This is a genomic window from Amycolatopsis sp. NPDC004772, assembly GCF_053601215.1.
The window spans coordinates 61,812-76,228 of the sequence record NZ_JBSGBK010000030.1 but is presented as its reverse complement, the minus strand read 5'-3'; the positions used below and the strand labels follow the sequence as shown (position 1 = coordinate 76,228).

At 71.6% G+C, this 14,417-nt stretch carries 16 protein-coding genes; 5 read left to right on the top strand and 11 right to left on the bottom strand.

What is annotated here, in order from left to right; translation table 11 throughout:
* Nucleotides 1–37 precede the first annotated feature (37 nt).
* From cysD to ACWEF6_RS20050, 3 genes are read left to right on the top strand one after another with little or no spacing between them, the layout of a single operon-like run.
* Nucleotides 38–970, top strand: a complete 933-nt coding sequence (gene cysD / locus ACWEF6_RS20060; RefSeq protein WP_449684329.1) for a sulfate adenylyltransferase subunit CysD — start codon at nt 38–40, stop codon at nt 968–970.
* The gene (gene cysC / locus ACWEF6_RS20055; RefSeq protein WP_449684328.1) at nt 970–2,781 is read left to right on the top strand and encodes an adenylyl-sulfate kinase; all 1,812 of its coding nucleotides are present in this window, start codon (nt 970–972) and stop codon (nt 2,779–2,781) included. The genes cysD and cysC overlap by 1 nt, the downstream gene beginning before the upstream one ends.
* 35 nt (nt 2,782–2,816) lie before the next feature.
* The gene (locus ACWEF6_RS20050; RefSeq protein ID WP_449684327.1) at nt 2,817–3,188 is read left to right on the top strand and encodes a VOC family protein; all 372 of its coding nucleotides are present in this window, start codon (nt 2,817–2,819) and stop codon (nt 3,186–3,188) included.
* A 3-nt stretch (nt 3,189–3,191) separates the two neighbouring features.
* Here ACWEF6_RS20050 and ACWEF6_RS20045 read toward each other — a convergent pair whose 3' ends face one another.
* From ACWEF6_RS20045 to ACWEF6_RS20030, 4 genes are all read right to left on the bottom strand, one after another.
* Complete coding sequence (locus ACWEF6_RS20045) at nt 3,192–3,896, bottom strand: class I SAM-dependent methyltransferase (RefSeq protein ID WP_449684326.1); 705 nt, start codon at nt 3,894–3,896, stop codon at nt 3,192–3,194.
* A 19-nt stretch (nt 3,897–3,915) separates the two neighbouring features.
* Nucleotides 3,916–4,569: a response regulator gene (locus ACWEF6_RS20040; RefSeq protein ID WP_449684325.1), complete on the bottom strand. Its 654-nt coding sequence runs from the start codon at nt 4,567–4,569 to the stop codon at nt 3,916–3,918.
* The gene (locus ACWEF6_RS20035) at nt 4,566–5,783 is read right to left on the bottom strand and encodes a sensor histidine kinase (RefSeq protein WP_449684324.1); all 1,218 of its coding nucleotides are present in this window, start codon (nt 5,781–5,783) and stop codon (nt 4,566–4,568) included. The genes ACWEF6_RS20040 and ACWEF6_RS20035 overlap by 4 nt, the downstream gene beginning before the upstream one ends.
* 172 nt (nt 5,784–5,955) lie before the next feature.
* The gene (locus ACWEF6_RS20030) at nt 5,956–6,495 is read right to left on the bottom strand and encodes a snapalysin family zinc-dependent metalloprotease (RefSeq protein WP_449684323.1); all 540 of its coding nucleotides are present in this window, start codon (nt 6,493–6,495) and stop codon (nt 5,956–5,958) included.
* Nucleotides 6,496–6,678: 183 nt separating this feature from the next.
* Here ACWEF6_RS20030 and ACWEF6_RS20025 point away from each other — a divergent pair, with 183 nt between their 5' ends.
* Nucleotides 6,679–8,616: an ABC1 kinase family protein gene (locus ACWEF6_RS20025; RefSeq protein WP_449684322.1), complete on the top strand. Its 1,938-nt coding sequence runs from the start codon at nt 6,679–6,681 to the stop codon at nt 8,614–8,616.
* On the opposite strand, the gene lepB is transcribed toward ACWEF6_RS20025, so the two are convergent.
* Both lepB and ACWEF6_RS20015 read right to left on the bottom strand, forming a co-directional pair.
* Nucleotides 8,540–9,115: a signal peptidase I gene (gene lepB / locus ACWEF6_RS20020; protein WP_449684344.1), complete on the bottom strand. Its 576-nt coding sequence runs from the start codon at nt 9,113–9,115 to the stop codon at nt 8,540–8,542. The genes ACWEF6_RS20025 and lepB overlap by 77 nt on opposite strands.
* Nucleotides 9,116–9,153: 38 nt before the next feature.
* A complete protein-coding gene (locus ACWEF6_RS20015; RefSeq protein WP_449684321.1) occupies nt 9,154–9,486 on the bottom strand; it encodes a YnfA family protein in 333 nt (110 codons plus the stop codon).
* Between the two features lie 17 nt (nt 9,487–9,503).
* Between ACWEF6_RS20015 and ACWEF6_RS20010 the strand changes: the two genes are divergently transcribed.
* A complete protein-coding gene (locus ACWEF6_RS20010; protein WP_449684320.1) occupies nt 9,504–10,289 on the top strand; it encodes a DUF4184 family protein in 786 nt (261 codons plus the stop codon).
* Here ACWEF6_RS20010 and ACWEF6_RS20005 read toward each other — a convergent pair.
* Genes ACWEF6_RS20005 through sufD form a run of 5 tightly spaced genes read right to left on the bottom strand, consistent with a single transcriptional unit; the run spans nt 10,279 to nt 14,415 of the window.
* Nucleotides 10,279–10,674 (bottom strand): metal-sulfur cluster assembly factor, encoded by a 396-nt coding sequence (locus ACWEF6_RS20005; protein ID WP_310975179.1) that lies wholly within the window; start codon nt 10,672–10,674, stop codon nt 10,279–10,281. The genes ACWEF6_RS20010 and ACWEF6_RS20005 overlap by 11 nt on opposite strands.
* Complete coding sequence (gene sufU, locus ACWEF6_RS20000; RefSeq protein WP_449679791.1) at nt 10,671–11,120, bottom strand: Fe-S cluster assembly sulfur transfer protein SufU; 450 nt, start codon at nt 11,118–11,120, stop codon at nt 10,671–10,673. The genes ACWEF6_RS20005 and sufU overlap by 4 nt, the downstream gene beginning before the upstream one ends.
* On the bottom strand, nt 11,117–12,406 hold the full coding sequence (locus ACWEF6_RS19995; RefSeq protein ID WP_449684319.1) for a cysteine desulfurase: 1,290 nt from the start codon (nt 12,404–12,406) through the stop codon (nt 11,117–11,119). Before ACWEF6_RS19995 ends, sufU begins: the two co-directional genes overlap by 4 nt.
* A 38-nt stretch (nt 12,407–12,444) precedes the next feature.
* Nucleotides 12,445–13,215, bottom strand: coding sequence for a Fe-S cluster assembly ATPase SufC (gene sufC, locus ACWEF6_RS19990; RefSeq protein ID WP_310975175.1), 771 nt, complete (start codon nt 13,213–13,215; stop codon nt 12,445–12,447).
* Nucleotides 13,216–13,242: 27 nt separating this feature from the next.
* Nucleotides 13,243–14,415, bottom strand: a complete 1,173-nt coding sequence (sufD, locus tag ACWEF6_RS19985) for a Fe-S cluster assembly protein SufD (RefSeq protein WP_310975174.1) — start codon at nt 14,413–14,415, stop codon at nt 13,243–13,245.
* Between the last annotated feature and the right edge of the window lie 2 nt (nt 14,416–14,417).

Genomic DNA, 14,417 nt, shown 5'->3' with positions numbered 1-14,417 from the left:
AGACAGCGTCCCGCACCGCTTGACCAAAGACAAGAACATGTTCTACTTTTTTCCGGTGTCCGTGACCTCGTACGAGCTCTCGCACCTGGCCGCGCTCGAAGCGGAGGCCGTGCACGTCTTCCGTGAAGTCGCGGCGACCTTCGAGCGCCCGGTCCTGCTCTTCTCCGGCGGCAAGGACTCGGTGGTGATGCTGCACGCGGCCGCGAAGGCCTTCTGGCCCGCGCCGCTGCCGTTCCCGGTGCTGCACGTCGACACCGGCCACAACTTCGACGAGGTCATCCGGTTCCGCGACGAGACCGTCGCCGCGCTCGGCCTGCGGCTCGAGGTCGCGAGCGTGCAGGACGACATCGACGCCGGCCGCGTCGTCGAGGAGACCGGGCCGCGGGCGAGCCGCAACCGGCTGCAGACGGTGACCCTGCTGCGGGCGATCCGCGAGGGCGGCTTCGACGCCGTGTTCGGCGGCGCCCGCCGGGACGAGGAGAAGGCCCGGGCCAAGGAGCGCGTGTTCAGCTTCCGCGACGAGCACGGCCAGTGGAACCCGCGGGCGCAGCGCCCGGAGCTGTGGAACCTCTACAACGGGCGGCACCGCCGCGGCGAGCACATCCGCGTCTTCCCGCTGTCGAACTGGACCGAACTCGACATCTGGCAGTACATCCGCGACGAGCGGATCGCGCTGCCGCCGCTGTATTACGCGCACAAACGCCCGGTCGTGCAACGCGACGGCATGCTGCTGGCGGCCACCCGCTTTCTGTCCCTCGTGGACGGTGAGACGCCGTACGAGGCGACCGTGCGCTTCCGGACCGTCGGCGACGCCACCTGCACCGGCTGCGTCGAATCGTCGGCGACGACACCGTCCGAAGTGGTCGCCGAGGTGGCCGCCACCCGCGTCACCGAACGCGGGGCGACCCGGGCCGACGACCGGATTTCCGAGGCCGGCATGGAAGACCGCAAGCGAGAGGGCTACTTCTGATGCAGCTGCTGCGGATCGCCACCGCCGGGAGCGTGGACGACGGCAAGTCCACGCTGATCGGGCGGCTGCTGTTCGACTCGAAGGCGATCTTCACCGACCAGCTCGCCGCCGTCGAACGCGCCAGCCGGGACCGCGGCGAGGACTACCCCGACCTCGCGCTGCTCACCGACGGGCTGCGGGCCGAGCGCGAGCAGGGCATCACGATCGACGTCGCCCACCGCTACTTCGCCACGCCCAAGCGGAAGTTCATCATCGCGGACACCCCGGGGCACCTGCAGTACACGCGCAACATGGTGACCGGCGCTTCCACCGCCGACCTGGCGCTGATCCTGGTCGACGCGCGCAAGGGCGTCCTCGAACAGTCGCGGCGGCACGCGTTCCTGGCGTCGCTGCTCGGCATCGGGCACCTCGTGGTGTGCGTGAACAAGATGGACCTCGTCGACTGGTCGCGGGAACGGTTCGACGAGATCCGCGAGGACTTCCGCCGGTTCGCGATGAAACTCGACGTCGCCGACCTGACGTTCGTGCCGGTTTCGGCGCTGCACGGCGACAACGTCGTCCACCGCAGCGCCAGCATGCCGTGGTACGAAGGCACTTCGCTGCTGCACCAGCTGGAGGAAGTGCACGTCGCTTCCGACCGCAACCTGATCGACGCGCGGTTCCCGGTGCAGTACGTCATCCGGCGGTCCGACTTCCGCGGCTACGCGGGCACCATCGCCGGCGGGGTGTTCAAGCCGGGTGACGAGGTCGTGGCGCTGCCCTCGGGGTTCACGTCGAAGGTGCGCGCGGTCTGGGGCCCGGGCGGGCAGCCCCTGGACGAGGCGTTCACCGGCCAGGCGGTGGCCGTGGAGCTGGCCGACGACCTCGACCTCGGCCGCGGGGCCATGCTCTGCCGGCCCGGGAACCGCGCGGAGTCGGCCCGCGAGGTGGACGCCCTGGTCTGCTGGTTCTCCGAGCGCGCGGCGCTGACGCCGGGCGCGACGTACGCGGTGCGCCACACGACCACCGAGACGCGGGGCACGGTGGAACGGCTGGAGTACCGCCTCGACGTCACCACGCTGCACCGCGACGAGACGGCGGAAGCGCTGTCCCTGAACGACATCGGCCGCATCCGGCTGCGCACGCGGTCGCCGCTGCTGTTCGACCCCTACCGCCGCAACCGGGCCACCGGGGGCTTCCTGCTGGTCGACGAGCACACCGGCGACACAGTGGCGGCGGGCATGATCACCGGCGCGGTGGCGTCCCCGGTCGTCTGGCACACTGCGGCGGTGCGGCGTGAAGACCGCCCGACGCGTGGCGCGACGGTGTGGCTGACCGGGCTCTCGGCGTCGGGCAAGTCGTCGGTGGCGGTCGAGCTGGAGCGCCGGCTGGTCGCGGCGGGCCGCCCGGCGTACCTGCTCGACGGCGACAACCTGCGCCACGGGCTCAACGCCGGTCTCGGGTTCAGCCCCGAGGACCGCGCGGAGAACGTCCGGCGGGTGGCCGAGGTGGCCCGGTTGTTCGCGGACGCGGGCGTGGTCGCGATCGCGTCGCTGATCAGCCCGTACGAGGCCGACCGCGCCCGGGCACGGACGATCCACGACGGGCTGCCGTTCGTGGAGGTCTTCGTCGACACGCCCCTGGAGGTCTGCGAAGCCCGCGACCCGAAGGGGATGTACGCGAAGGCGCGCGCCGGGGAGATCACCGGGTTCACCGGCATCGACGCCCCCTACGAGCGGCCGTCGTCGCCGGACATGGTGCTGCGCCCGGGCGACGGCGACCCGGCGGCGATGGCGGCGGCGATCCAGGCCCTGCTCGACGACCTCGGCTGAAAATCCCCTTGCCCGCGCCGCCTATGGTGGGCGGCATGACGTCGGTCAGGCAGGTTCAGGTCACCTTCGACTGCGCGGATCCGGAGCGCGTCGCCCGGTTCTGGTGCGAGGTGCTGGGGTACGAGCTCCACAGCAGCGGCGTCGCGTGCAGCGACCCCACCGGGGCAGGCCCGCGGCTGTACTTCCAGCAGGTGCCCGAGGGCAAGGTCGTCAAGAACCGCGTGCACCTCGACGTCCGGGTCGGCACCGGGCTCGTCGGCGAGGAGCGGCTCGCCGCCCTCGAGGCCGAGTGCGCGCGGCTGGAGAAACTCGGCGCGGTCCGCGGACAGCTCCTGCTCGCCGACGAGGAAAACGAGTCCTGCCAGAACATGCAGGACGTCGAGGGCAACGAGTTCTGCCTCGACTGACGCCTACTCCGCTTCCAGGACGAAGAACAGGAAGCTCGGGAAGGTGTCGAGGATTTCGAAGTCGCCGGGGAACAGCTCGCGGGCGGCCGGGGTGGGGTGCGGTTCGCTGATGACGGCGATCCGGAAACCGGCCGCGGTGAAGGCGTCGGTCATCGCGTGCAGGGGCTTGTTCCAGAACGTCATCCGCGCTTTTTCGCCGTGCAGCTCGAACTCGTCGGTCCAGGTGTACGGCTCGAAGTAGTCCGGCCGCGGGCCCTCGTGGCGGTGGGTCAGGTTGACCATCATCGGGTGGTTGACCGAAGCGATGAGCCGGCCGCCGGGCTTCAGGACGCGCCGGACTTCGGCGAGCACCGGCTCCCAGTCCCGCAGGTAGTGCAGCACCAGCGACGCCACGACGTCGTCGAACTCCGCGTCGGGGAACGGGAGCGGGTCGGCCAGGTCGGCGACCCGCAGGTCCGCGTCCGCCCCCAGCAGCCGCCGGGCGTGCTCGATCATCCCGGCGCTCTGGTCGAACCCGCTGACGACCGCGCCCTTCGCCCGCAGCTCGGCGAACAGCGGGCCCGAGCCGCAGCCGGCGTCGAGGATCCGGCGGCCCGCCACGGCACCGGCGAGCGCGAGGGTCGCGGGCCGCTCGTAGTAGGCGTTCATCAGGCTGGCTTCGTTCTCGGCCGTGTAGGCCGCGGCGAACTCGTCGTAGGCGGCAGTCATGCGGACCATGGTGCCCGAATCAGCGGGACGGTGCCACGAAGCCCGAGTCGTACGCCCGGATCACCGCCTGGGTCCGGTCCCGCGCGCCGAGCTTCGCCAGCACGTTGCCCACGTGGGTCTTCACCGTCTGGACACCGACGTACAGCTCGCCCGCGATCTCCACATTGGACAGTCCGCCGGCCATCAGCCGCAGCACTTCGCGCTCGCGCTCGGTCAGGCCGGCCGAGGCCAGGCCGTCACAGGCCGGGGCGGGGGCGTGCTGGGCGGCCAGCCGGCGGATCGCCGCGGGGAACAGTAAGGACTCCCCGGCCACGACGGTCCGGATCGCCGCGACGATCTCCTCCGGCCGGGCCCGCTTGAGCAGGAACCCGCTGGCACCGGCGAGGAGCGCGTCGTAGACGTAGTCGTCGTTCTCGAAGGTGGTCACCACGATCACCTTCGGCGGCTCGTCCACAGTGGACATCAGGTGGGTGGTGGCCCGGATCCCGTCCACGGCGGGCATCCGCACGTCCATCAGCACGACGTCGGGACGCAGCCGGGCGACCAGCCCGGGCACCTCGGCTCCGTCGGCGGCCTCGCCGAGCACGGTCAGGCCGTCTTCGCTGTCGACGATCGCCTTCAGCCCGGCCCGGATCAGCGGTTCGTCGTCCACCAGCAGCACACCGACGTTCATCGCCCGCTCCCCCACGGCACCCGCACCACGACCTCCCAGATCCCGTCCCCCGGCCCGGCCGACAGCTCGCCGCCGAGCACCGCCACCCGCTCGGCCATCCCCCGCAACCCCCGCCCGCCGCCGGCCCGGCGCGTGCCGCCGCCCAGCGGGTTGGCGACCCGCGCGCGGAGCTCGTGCGCCGCGACGCCGACGACCACCGTCACCGGGACCCTACCGGCGTGGCGCACCGCGTTGGTCAGGCATTCCTGCAGGATCCGGTAGACCTCGCGGGACACCACCGGCGGTACCGCGGCCAGGTCGCCGTCCAGGTCGGCCGTCACGTCGGTGCCCGCCAGCCGGGTCGTTTCGAGGAGGGCCGGCAGCGCGGTGAGCGTCGGCTGCGGGGCCCGGCCGGCCGCCTCCTCGCGCAGCAGGCCGAGGACGTGGTCGAGGTCGTCGAGCGCCGTGCGGGCCGACTCCTCGATGGCGCCGAGCGCCCGCTCGGTGAAGTCCGGGTCGGTGCGCAGCGTCCGCCGGGCGGCGCCGGCCTGGACGGTGACGACGCTCAGCGCGTGCCCGACCGAGTCGTGCAGCTCCCTGGCCAGCCGGTTGCGTTCGGCGAGCTGCTCGGTCCGCCGTTCGAGCCGCGCGATCCGGTCGGCGGCGGTCGTCCCGAGCAGCGCGATCGCGGCCCGGCGCAGCAGCCCGCCGGTCACGCTCACGGCGTAGATCAGCAGCACCAGGCCGAGAACGAAGGCCAGGGGCAGCCACACCGACGCCCACCCCCTCGGCACGCTGACCGCGTCGCCGCCGCCGGTCTGGAACAGCTGCCCGGTGAAGACGGCGCTGATCGACAGCCCGACCCCGACGGGGGCGGCGAGACTGAACGAGCTGACGACGAACCCGGCGCCGACGTGCAGCACGAACATCACCGCGGCGCGCCGCCGGCCCGGGCCGGTGTGCGGTTTGGCGGGCGCGTCCGGCACCGGGTCGTCGAGCAGCTCCCGGACCGCGGTCGACTCGAGGACGTGGACGGCGGGCAGGAAGGCGGTCCCGGCCAGCACGGCCAGGGTGAGCAGGCCGCCGACGAGGGTGGCCCGCTCCAGCGTGGTGACGAACGGCAGCAGCGCGGGCACGGCGACGCCGGAAAACAGGAGGTAGGGCACGCTGATGGCACCGCCGAGGACGAGGTAGACCCAGCGGCGGTAGGTCGCCTTACTCGTCAGGATCCGCACCGGCCGATCCTCGCAGGCGGGCGCCGGGCGCGCCTCCCTCTCGCGGTGGACCCGCGTCAGTCCCCGGCCGGGGTGACCGCGGCGCGGTGGTCATCGCCGGCGTGTCCCTGGGGGCGCGCCGGAAGAAAAGCCGAGGTGGCCCCCGGCGCACCGAAGGCCACCTCGAACCGGTTCACCAAGCGACCGCGCGGGTCTCCGCCTGGGGCACCAACCCGTTCACCCACAACGACTGCACCTTCGCCGCCTCGGCTGCGGACGGCTTCGCGTTCTTGCACGCCGTTCCCGGGCCGTGGCCGGACATCAGTTCGGTGCACGGGCCGGTGTAGTGGTCCGGCAGCCCGAGGTTGTGGCCGAGTTCGTGCGCGGCGATGCGGGTCGGGTCGTAGCCCTCCGCCACCTGGCTCGTGTCCAGGTAGATCTGGCCGCGCCCGTGGCCGTTCGTGTTCGTGTACGAGCCGCCGCTGTGCACCTCGTGGAACACGATCGTCGCCCCCGTGGCGCGCTTGACCAGCTTGACGTCCGTGACCGCCGCGTTCCAGTTGGCCGCGCCCTGGTCGATCTGGCTCAAGTAGTCCGGGGCGCCCGCGGAGCTGTAGTACAGCGTCGTCACCGCGGCCGCCGAAGCGGCCGGGGCGGTGACCGAGCCCAGGGCCAGCGGGGCCGCGACCGCCGCGGCCAGCGCCACGACCCGGCCGAGCACGCGTCCGTTCATCGTGTCTCCTTTGTCTGGTTAAGAGAGCACTTCACCGTGGTTCGCGCGATCAGGTTAGAAGGCCACCACCGGGGCGGCCACGGCCGAAAGTCGTTCCCCCGCGGGAGGGAGACCGCTCCCGCCGCCGCGTGATCACCCGGGCCCGGCCGCCGTGGTCTTCTCGGCGACGGCGAAAGGGAACCGATGGACATCCTGCTGGGCCTGCTGACCCTCCCCCTGTACGTGCTCCTGCTGTGGCCGCTCGTGGCCGCCGCCCGGCGCGTGCTCGGCGTCCGGATCGGCGGTGTGCGCGCCCTGTGCGCCGCCGCCTTCGGCTGGCTCGTCGCCGGCGGCATCGGGCGGGCGTTCCCCGGTTCCCTGCTGCACCACGGCGGGGCGGCGATCGGGCTGCTGATCCCGTTGGCGGGCAGCGCTTTCCTCGCGACGCTGATCTTCCTGTTCGTCGCCGAGATGGCGCTCCCGCACGGCATCGGGCTCGGCCGGCTGCGGGGCCGGCTCGCCCGCACCCGCCGGTACGCGCAGATCAGCCGGATCGCCGTCAAGCACGGCCTCGGCCGCTACCTGACCGGCCGTCGCGAACCGGGCGAGACGCGCCACGCCAAGCTCGCGCGCTCCCTGCGCCGCGCGCTGGAAGAGGGTGGCGTGACGTTTGTGAAGCTCGGCCAGCTGCTCTCCACTCGCGCGGACCTGCTGCCCCCGGTGTTCGCCGACGAGCTCGGCCGCCTCCAGGACCGGGTCGCGCCCGCCCGCGCCGACGCCGTCCGGGCTCTGCTCGCCGACGAACTCGGCGGCTCCCCCGACGACGTCTTCGCCGAGTTCGACCCCGAACCCCTCGCGGCCGCGTCGGTCGCGCAGGTCTACCGCGCGAAGCTGCGCAGCGGCGAGGACGTCGTGGTCAAGGTCCAGCGGCCGGGCGTGCGGGAGCAGGCCGAACGCGACATCGCCATCGTCCGGCGCGTCGCCGCGGCGCTGGAGGACCGCGCGGGCTGGGCGCGCTCGCTCGGCGTCGCCGGACTCGCCGAGGGGTTCGCCGCCGCGCTGGCCGAGGAACTCGACTTCACCATCGAAGCGCGCAACATCACCGCGGTGGCCGCCACGGGCTCCCCGGACGTCGTGCTCCCGAAGGTCCACAAAGGACTTTCGACCGACCGCGTGCTGGTGATGTCCCGCCTCGACGGCAAGCCGCTCACCGCGGCGAAGGACCTGCCCGCGGCCGAACGCCGGCGGCTGGCCCGGTCGCTCCTGCGCTGCCTGCTCGACCAGGTGATGCTCGGCGGCATCTTCCACGCCGACCCCCACCCGGGCAACCTCATGCTGCTCGGCGACGGCCGCCTGGGCCTGCTCGACTTCGGCTCGGTCGGCCGCCTCGACGCCGGGCTGCGCGCCGGCCTGCAGAACCTGCTGCTCGCCCTGGACCGCGGCGACCCGGCCGGCCTGCGCGACGGGCTCCTCGAGATCGTCGACCGCACCACCGAGATCGACGAACAGCGCCTCGAACGCGCCCTCGGTGCCCTGGTCGCCCGGCACTTCGGCCCCGGCCGCACGCCGGACCTCGACCTGTTCGCCGGCCTGTTCCGGGTGGTCGCGGACTTCCGGCTCAGCGTGCCGCCACCGGTGGCCGCGGTGTTCCGCGCACTGGCCACCGTGGAGGGCACGCTGGCCGCACTGGATCCCGGCTTCGACGTCGTCGCCGAGTCCCGCGCGTTCGCCGTCGAGCAGGTCGGCGCCGGGCTGCGGCCGGGCTCGCTGGGCCGCACGGCGACCGGCGAGCTGCTGGCCCTGCTGCCGGTGCTGCGCCGCATCCCCCGCCGCATCGACCGGATCGGCGCGGCGCTGGAGGAGGGCAGGCTGTCGGTGAACGTCCGCCTGTTCTCCGACGAGCGCGACCGCGACATCGTCACGGGCCTGGTCCACGAAGCCCTGCTGGCCTTCGTCGGGGCGGCAACCGGGCTGATGGCGGTGTTCCTGCTGACCGGCTCGGGCGGGCCGCGCATCGCCGAGGACCTGACCCTGCACCAGGTGTTCGGCTACAACCTGCTGGTGATCAGTGCACTGGTGGGTTTGCGGCTGCTGTTCGTCGTCTTCCGGCGGTCCGGACGAGCGTCACGATCAGCCCGGTGAACCCGGCGACGAACAGGACGAAACCGCCGAGGATCCACCAACGCAAGGTGGGAAGGGTCGAGTCGGTGAACGGCGCCCCGGGCAGGCCCACGTCGGTGAACGCGGTCACCGCGGGCAGCGGGACCGGGGTGATCACTGTGCCGGTCGCGACCACGACCCCGGTCACCCCGGACAGTTGCACAGGACCGCGGAACCGGGAGTCGTTGGCGTTGCCGCGGTTGTCGCCCTCGACGAAGATCGCACCTTCGGGCACCTTCGCCGAAAACGCCTGCAGCCCGTCGCCGGCGTGGAGGTACGGCTCGGCCAGCGGCTTGCCGTTGACCGAAGTGTGCCGATCGGTGCAGCAGGCAACAGTGTCGCCGCCGACCCCGATCACCCGGAACACGCTGACACCGGGGTGTTGCCGGGCGGCGAACGCGGTTCCGGCAACCACCACCAGGACCAGGCCCCGGCCACGGCGACGCGGGGACGATTCCGGCGGCGCGGGCGGGAACGACATTTCGGTCACCAGGATCCATCGTTCACCGACCGGTGGCGTTACCCCGTCCGCGGCGCGTACATGATCACCGCGACCCCTGCCAGGCAGAGCAGCGCGCCGATGACGTCGTACCGATCCGGCCGGTAGCCGTCCGCGATCATGCCCCAGGCCAGCGAGCCCGCCACGAACACGCCGCCGTACGCGGCGAGGATGCGGCCGAAGTGAGCGTCCGGCTGGAGGGTCGCGACGAACCCGTACACGCCCAGCGCCACCACTCCGCCGCCGATCCACAGCAGGCCGCGGCTTTCGCGGATGCCTTGCCAGATCAGCCAGGCGCCGCCGATTTCGCACACCGCCGCGGCCAGGAACAGGAGGATCGACCGCAGGACCACCCCGGGATACTAACCCCGTGCCGTTCACGCTGAGTCATCCCGCCGCCGTGCTGCCGCTGGCCAGGCGTCCCCTGGTGCCGTCGGCGCTCGTCGCCGGGTCGGTCGCGCCGGACCTCTTCTGGTTCGTCCCGCGGCTGCCCGGCGTCGGCCTGACGAAGACCCACGAACTCACGTCGGCTCTCTGGCTCGACCCGCTGCTCGCGCTGGCCCTGCTCGCCGTCTTCCAGCTGCTGCTGAAGCGGCCGCTCACCGCACTGGCCCCGCAACGCCTGGCCGAACGGCTCCCCCGCGATTTCCGCTGGAACCGGCCGGGCTGGATCGCGGTCTCGCTCGTGCTCGGCGCCGCCACACACGTCGGCTGGGACGCCTTCACCCACGAGAACGACGGATTCGCGTTCCTGCGGATCCCGCTGGTCACCGGCGTCGACGTCGGACGGCTGATCCAGCTGATCAGCACCCTCGCCGGAGCTGCCGTGCTCGGCTGGTGGCTGCGGCGCTGGTACCGCACCGCGCCCGTCGCCCCGGCGCCGCCGGGTATCCGCCACCGGAAGACCGTGGCCGCGTTCCTCGCCGCCGGCGCGCTGGCCGGGGCCCTGACCAGCGTCGCGCCCTTCGTGGCCCACCACGACCCGATGACCCGGGCGGGCGTGGCCGGCAACGCCACCTACCTGCTCGTCACCGGCGCCGGCAGCGGGTTCGCCGTGGCCCTCGTGGTCTACGCACTCGCCTGGTATAGCCCGTTATACGCGAAACGGGCCACCCCGGAGGGTGACCCGCTCGACGTGCACCGACTCAGACGGTGAAGCCGAGGGCGCGCAGCTGCTCGCGGCCGTCCTCGGTGATCTTCTCCGGGCCCCACGGCGGCATCCAGACCCAGTTGATCCGGAAGTCCTTGACCAGCCCGCCGCTGGTGAGCGCGGCGTTCGTCTGGTCCTCGATGACGTCGGTCAGCGGGCAGGCCGCCGAGGTCAGCGTCATGTCGAGGGTCGCGGTGTTGTCGGCCTCGACGCGGATGTCGTAGACGAGGCCGAGGTCGACGACGTTGATGCCGAGCTCCGGGTCGACGACGTCGCGCATGGCCTCTTCGACGTCCTCGATCTTGGCGAGGTCGAGGTCCTGCTTGGCGGTGGTCTCGGCGTCGAGGTCGGCGGCGGTGCGCCCCTCACGAGTGGCGGTTTCTTCAGTCATGCCTTTTCAGCTCCACTGCTCGTCCGGGCGACGGCGTCCTTGAAAGCCATCCAGCCGAGGAGGGCGCACTTCACGCGGGCGGGGTACTTGGCGACGCCCGCGAAGGCGACCCCGTCCTCCAGCACGTCCTCGTCCGGCTCGACCTTTCCCTTGCCCTGCATCAGTTCCACGAAGGCGTCCATGGTGGTGAACGCCTCCTCGATCGTGTGGCCGACGACGAGGTCGGTCAGGACCGACGTCGAGGCCTGGCTGATCGAGCAGCCCTGGCCGTCGTAGGAGACGTCGGCGACCTTCCCGTCCTCGACCTTGACCCGCAGCGTCACCTCGTCGCCGCAGGTCGGGTTGACCTGGAACGACTCGGCGTCGAACGGGTCACGCAGGCCGCGCCCGTGCGGGTTCTTGTAGTGGTCCAGGATGATCTCCTGGTACATGCTCTCCAGGTTCACTGCCCCACCCCGAAGAACTTCTGCGCCTCGCGGATCCCGGCCACCAGAGCGTCCACTTCGGACAGATCGTTGTAGAGGTAGAACGACGCCCGCACGGTCGCCTGCGCCTGGCAGGCCCGGTGCAGCGGCCACGCGCAGTGGTGGCCGACGCGGACGGCGATGCCGAGGCTGTCGAGCACCTGGCCGGCGTCGTGCGGGTGCACGCCGTCGATCACGAACGACACGGTCGCGCCGCGGTCCGCCAGGTCGGTCGGCCCGATGATCCGGACACCCGGGATCGCGCCGATGCCTTCCAGCGCCGCCGCGGCCAGTTCCTTCTCGTGCGCGGCGATGCGGTCCATGCCGACGGCCGAGAGGTAGTCCACGGCCGCGCCGAGGCCGATGGCCTGCGACGTCATCGGGACACCGGCCTCGAACCGCTGCGGCGGCGGCGCGAAGGTCGAGCCCTCCATCCGGACCATCTCGATCATCGACCCGCCGGTGAGGAACGGCGGCATGGCCGACAGCAGCTCGGTGCGCCCGTAGAGGACGCCGATGCCGGACGGGCCGAGCATCTTGTGCCCGGAGAACGCGGCGAAGTCGACGCCGAGCTCGTGGAAGCTCACCGGGAAGTGCGGCACCGACTGGCAGGCGTCCAGCACGGTGAACGCGCCGACCGCCTTGGCCTTCTCGACCAGCAGCTCGACCGGGTTGACCGTGCCGAGCACGTTCGACTGGTGCGCGAACGCGACCACCTTGGTGCGCGGCGTGATCAGTTCGTCCACATCGGACAGGTCGAGCCGGCCCTCCGGCGTCACCTTGAACCACTTCAGCGTCGCCCCGGTGCGCTGGCACAGCTGCTGCCACGGCACGAGGTTCGCGTGGTGCTCCATCTCGGTGACGACGATCTCGTCACCCGGGCCGACGACGAACCGCGCGGCTTCCGGGCCCGCGGTGGCGGCGTTGCCGAACGAGTAGGCGACCAGGTTGATGCCCTCGGTGGCGTTCTTGGTGAACACCAGTTCCTCGGGGTCGGCGCCGACGAACTCGGCGATCTTCGCCCGGGCGGACTCGTAGGCGTCGGTCGCTTCTTCGGACAGCTGGTGCGCACCGCGGTGGACGGCCGCGTTCGACGTCTCGACGTAGTGCCGTTCGGCGTCGAGCACGGCCGCCGGCCGTTGCGACGTCGCCCCGGAGTCCAGGTACACCAAGGGTTTCCCGTCGCGGACGGTGCGCGACAGGATGGGGAAGTCGGCCCGCAGGCCAGCCACGTCGAGTGGCAAAGAACCGGCCGAGGTGGTGGTCATCGGGCCGACTCCTCTCTTCTCGGTGTAACGGAACGGGGTCAGACCGCGGCGGGCTCGGTCTTGCCGGTGTACTTGACGTACCCGTTCTCCTCCAGCTCGTCCGCGAGCTCCTTGCCGCCCGACTCGACGATCTTGCCGTCGGCGAAGACGTGCACGAAGTCCGGCGTGATGTACCGCAGGATCCGGGTGTAGTGCGTGATCAGCATGACGCCGACCTCGCTCGAAGCCTTGTGCGCGTTCACGCCCTCGGAGACGACGCGCAGGGCGTCGACGTCGAGACCGGAGTCGGTCTCGTCGAGGATGGCGAACTTCGGCTTGAGCAGCGCCAGCTGCAGGATCTCGTGGCGCTTCTTCTCGCCGCCGGAGAAGCCCTCGTTGACCGAGCGCTCGGCGAACTCCTGCGAGATCTCGAGCTTGCCCATCTCCTCCTTGACCTCCTTGACCCAGTGGCGCAGCTTGGGGGCCTCGCCACGGACCGCGGTGGCCGCGGTGCGGAGGAAGTTGGACATGGACACGCCCGGCACCTCGACCGGGTACTGCATCGCGAGGAACAGGCCCGCGCGGGCACGCTCGTCGACGCTCATCTCGAGGACGTTCTCGCCGTCCAGGAGCACCTCACCCGAGGTGACTTCGTACTTCGGGTGCCCGGCGATCGCGTAGGACAGCGTGGACTTGCCCGAGCCGTTCGGGCCCATGATCGCGTGCGTCTCGCCCGACTTGATGGTCAGGTTGACGCCCTTGAGGATCTCCTTGGCGCCTTCGTCGGTGGTGACCGAGGCGTGCAGGTCCTTGATTTCCAGGGTAGCCATTTCTTCGTTTCCTAAGTCAGAGAGCGGTCAGGCGCCAACGGCTTCGAGCTCGGCCTCGATCGCCGCTTCGAGGCGCTCGCGCACCTCGGGGACGTCGATCTTGACCAGGATCTCGTGGAAGAACCCGCGCACGACCAGGCGCCGCGCGGCTTCTTCGGCGATCCCGCGCGACTGCAGGTAGAACAACTGCTCGTCGTCGAACCTTCCCGTCGCGCTCGCGTGGCCGGCGCCTTCGATCTCGCCGGTCTCGATCTCGAGGTTCGGCACCGAGTCCGCGCGCGCCCCGGGGGTGAGCACCAGGTTGCGGTTGAGTTCGTAGGTGTCGGTGGCCTCGGCGGCCGCGCGGATCAGGACGTCGCCGATCCACACCGTGTGCGCGTCGTCGCCCTGCAGGGCGCCCTTGTACATCACGCGCGACTTGCAGTTCGGCACCGCGTGGTCGACGAAGAGGCGGTGCTCCTGGTGCTGGCCCTGGTCCGCGAAGTAGACGCCGAGCATCTCGACGTCGCCGCCCTTGTCGGCGAAGGTCGCCGTCGGCGAGACGCGGACCAGGTCACCGCCCAGGGTGATCACGGTGTGCCGCAGCGCGGCGTCGCGGCCCAGCTTCAGGTGCTGCTCGGAGACGTGCACGGCGTCGTCGGCCCAGTCCTGGACGCTGACCACGGTGACCTTGGCGCCGTCGCCGATGACGAACTCGACGTTGTCGGCGTAGGTGCCGGAGCCGACGTGGTCGAGCACGATGACGGCTTCGGCGAAGGCCTCGGCGCGGACCTGCAGGTGCCCGTAGGCGACCTGGCCCTCGCCCGGGCCGTGGATCCGCAGCACGGACGGCTTCGACGCCTTCGTCTCCTTCGGCACCGTCACGACGGTGGCCTTGGTGAAGGACGAGTACGCCTGCGCGGCGATCCGGTCGCTCGGGACGCCGGCGGCGCCGAGCCGCTCGTCGTCGCGGCCGACGGTCTCGATCTTCAGCTCGGGCGCGGCCTCGGCTTCGAGCGTGATCTCGCCGGTGGCGGTGGCGCTGCCGTCGTGCAGGCCGCGGAGGCGCTTCATCGGCGTGAAGCGCCAGTTCTCCTCACGACCGCCCGGGACCTCGAAGGCCTCGACGTCGTAGGAGGTGAAGCGCTCCGCGCGGGAGGCCGCCGGGATGACGGCCCCCTCGCGAAGAGCCTCGGAAACGTTGTTCTCGGTAACCGACATGA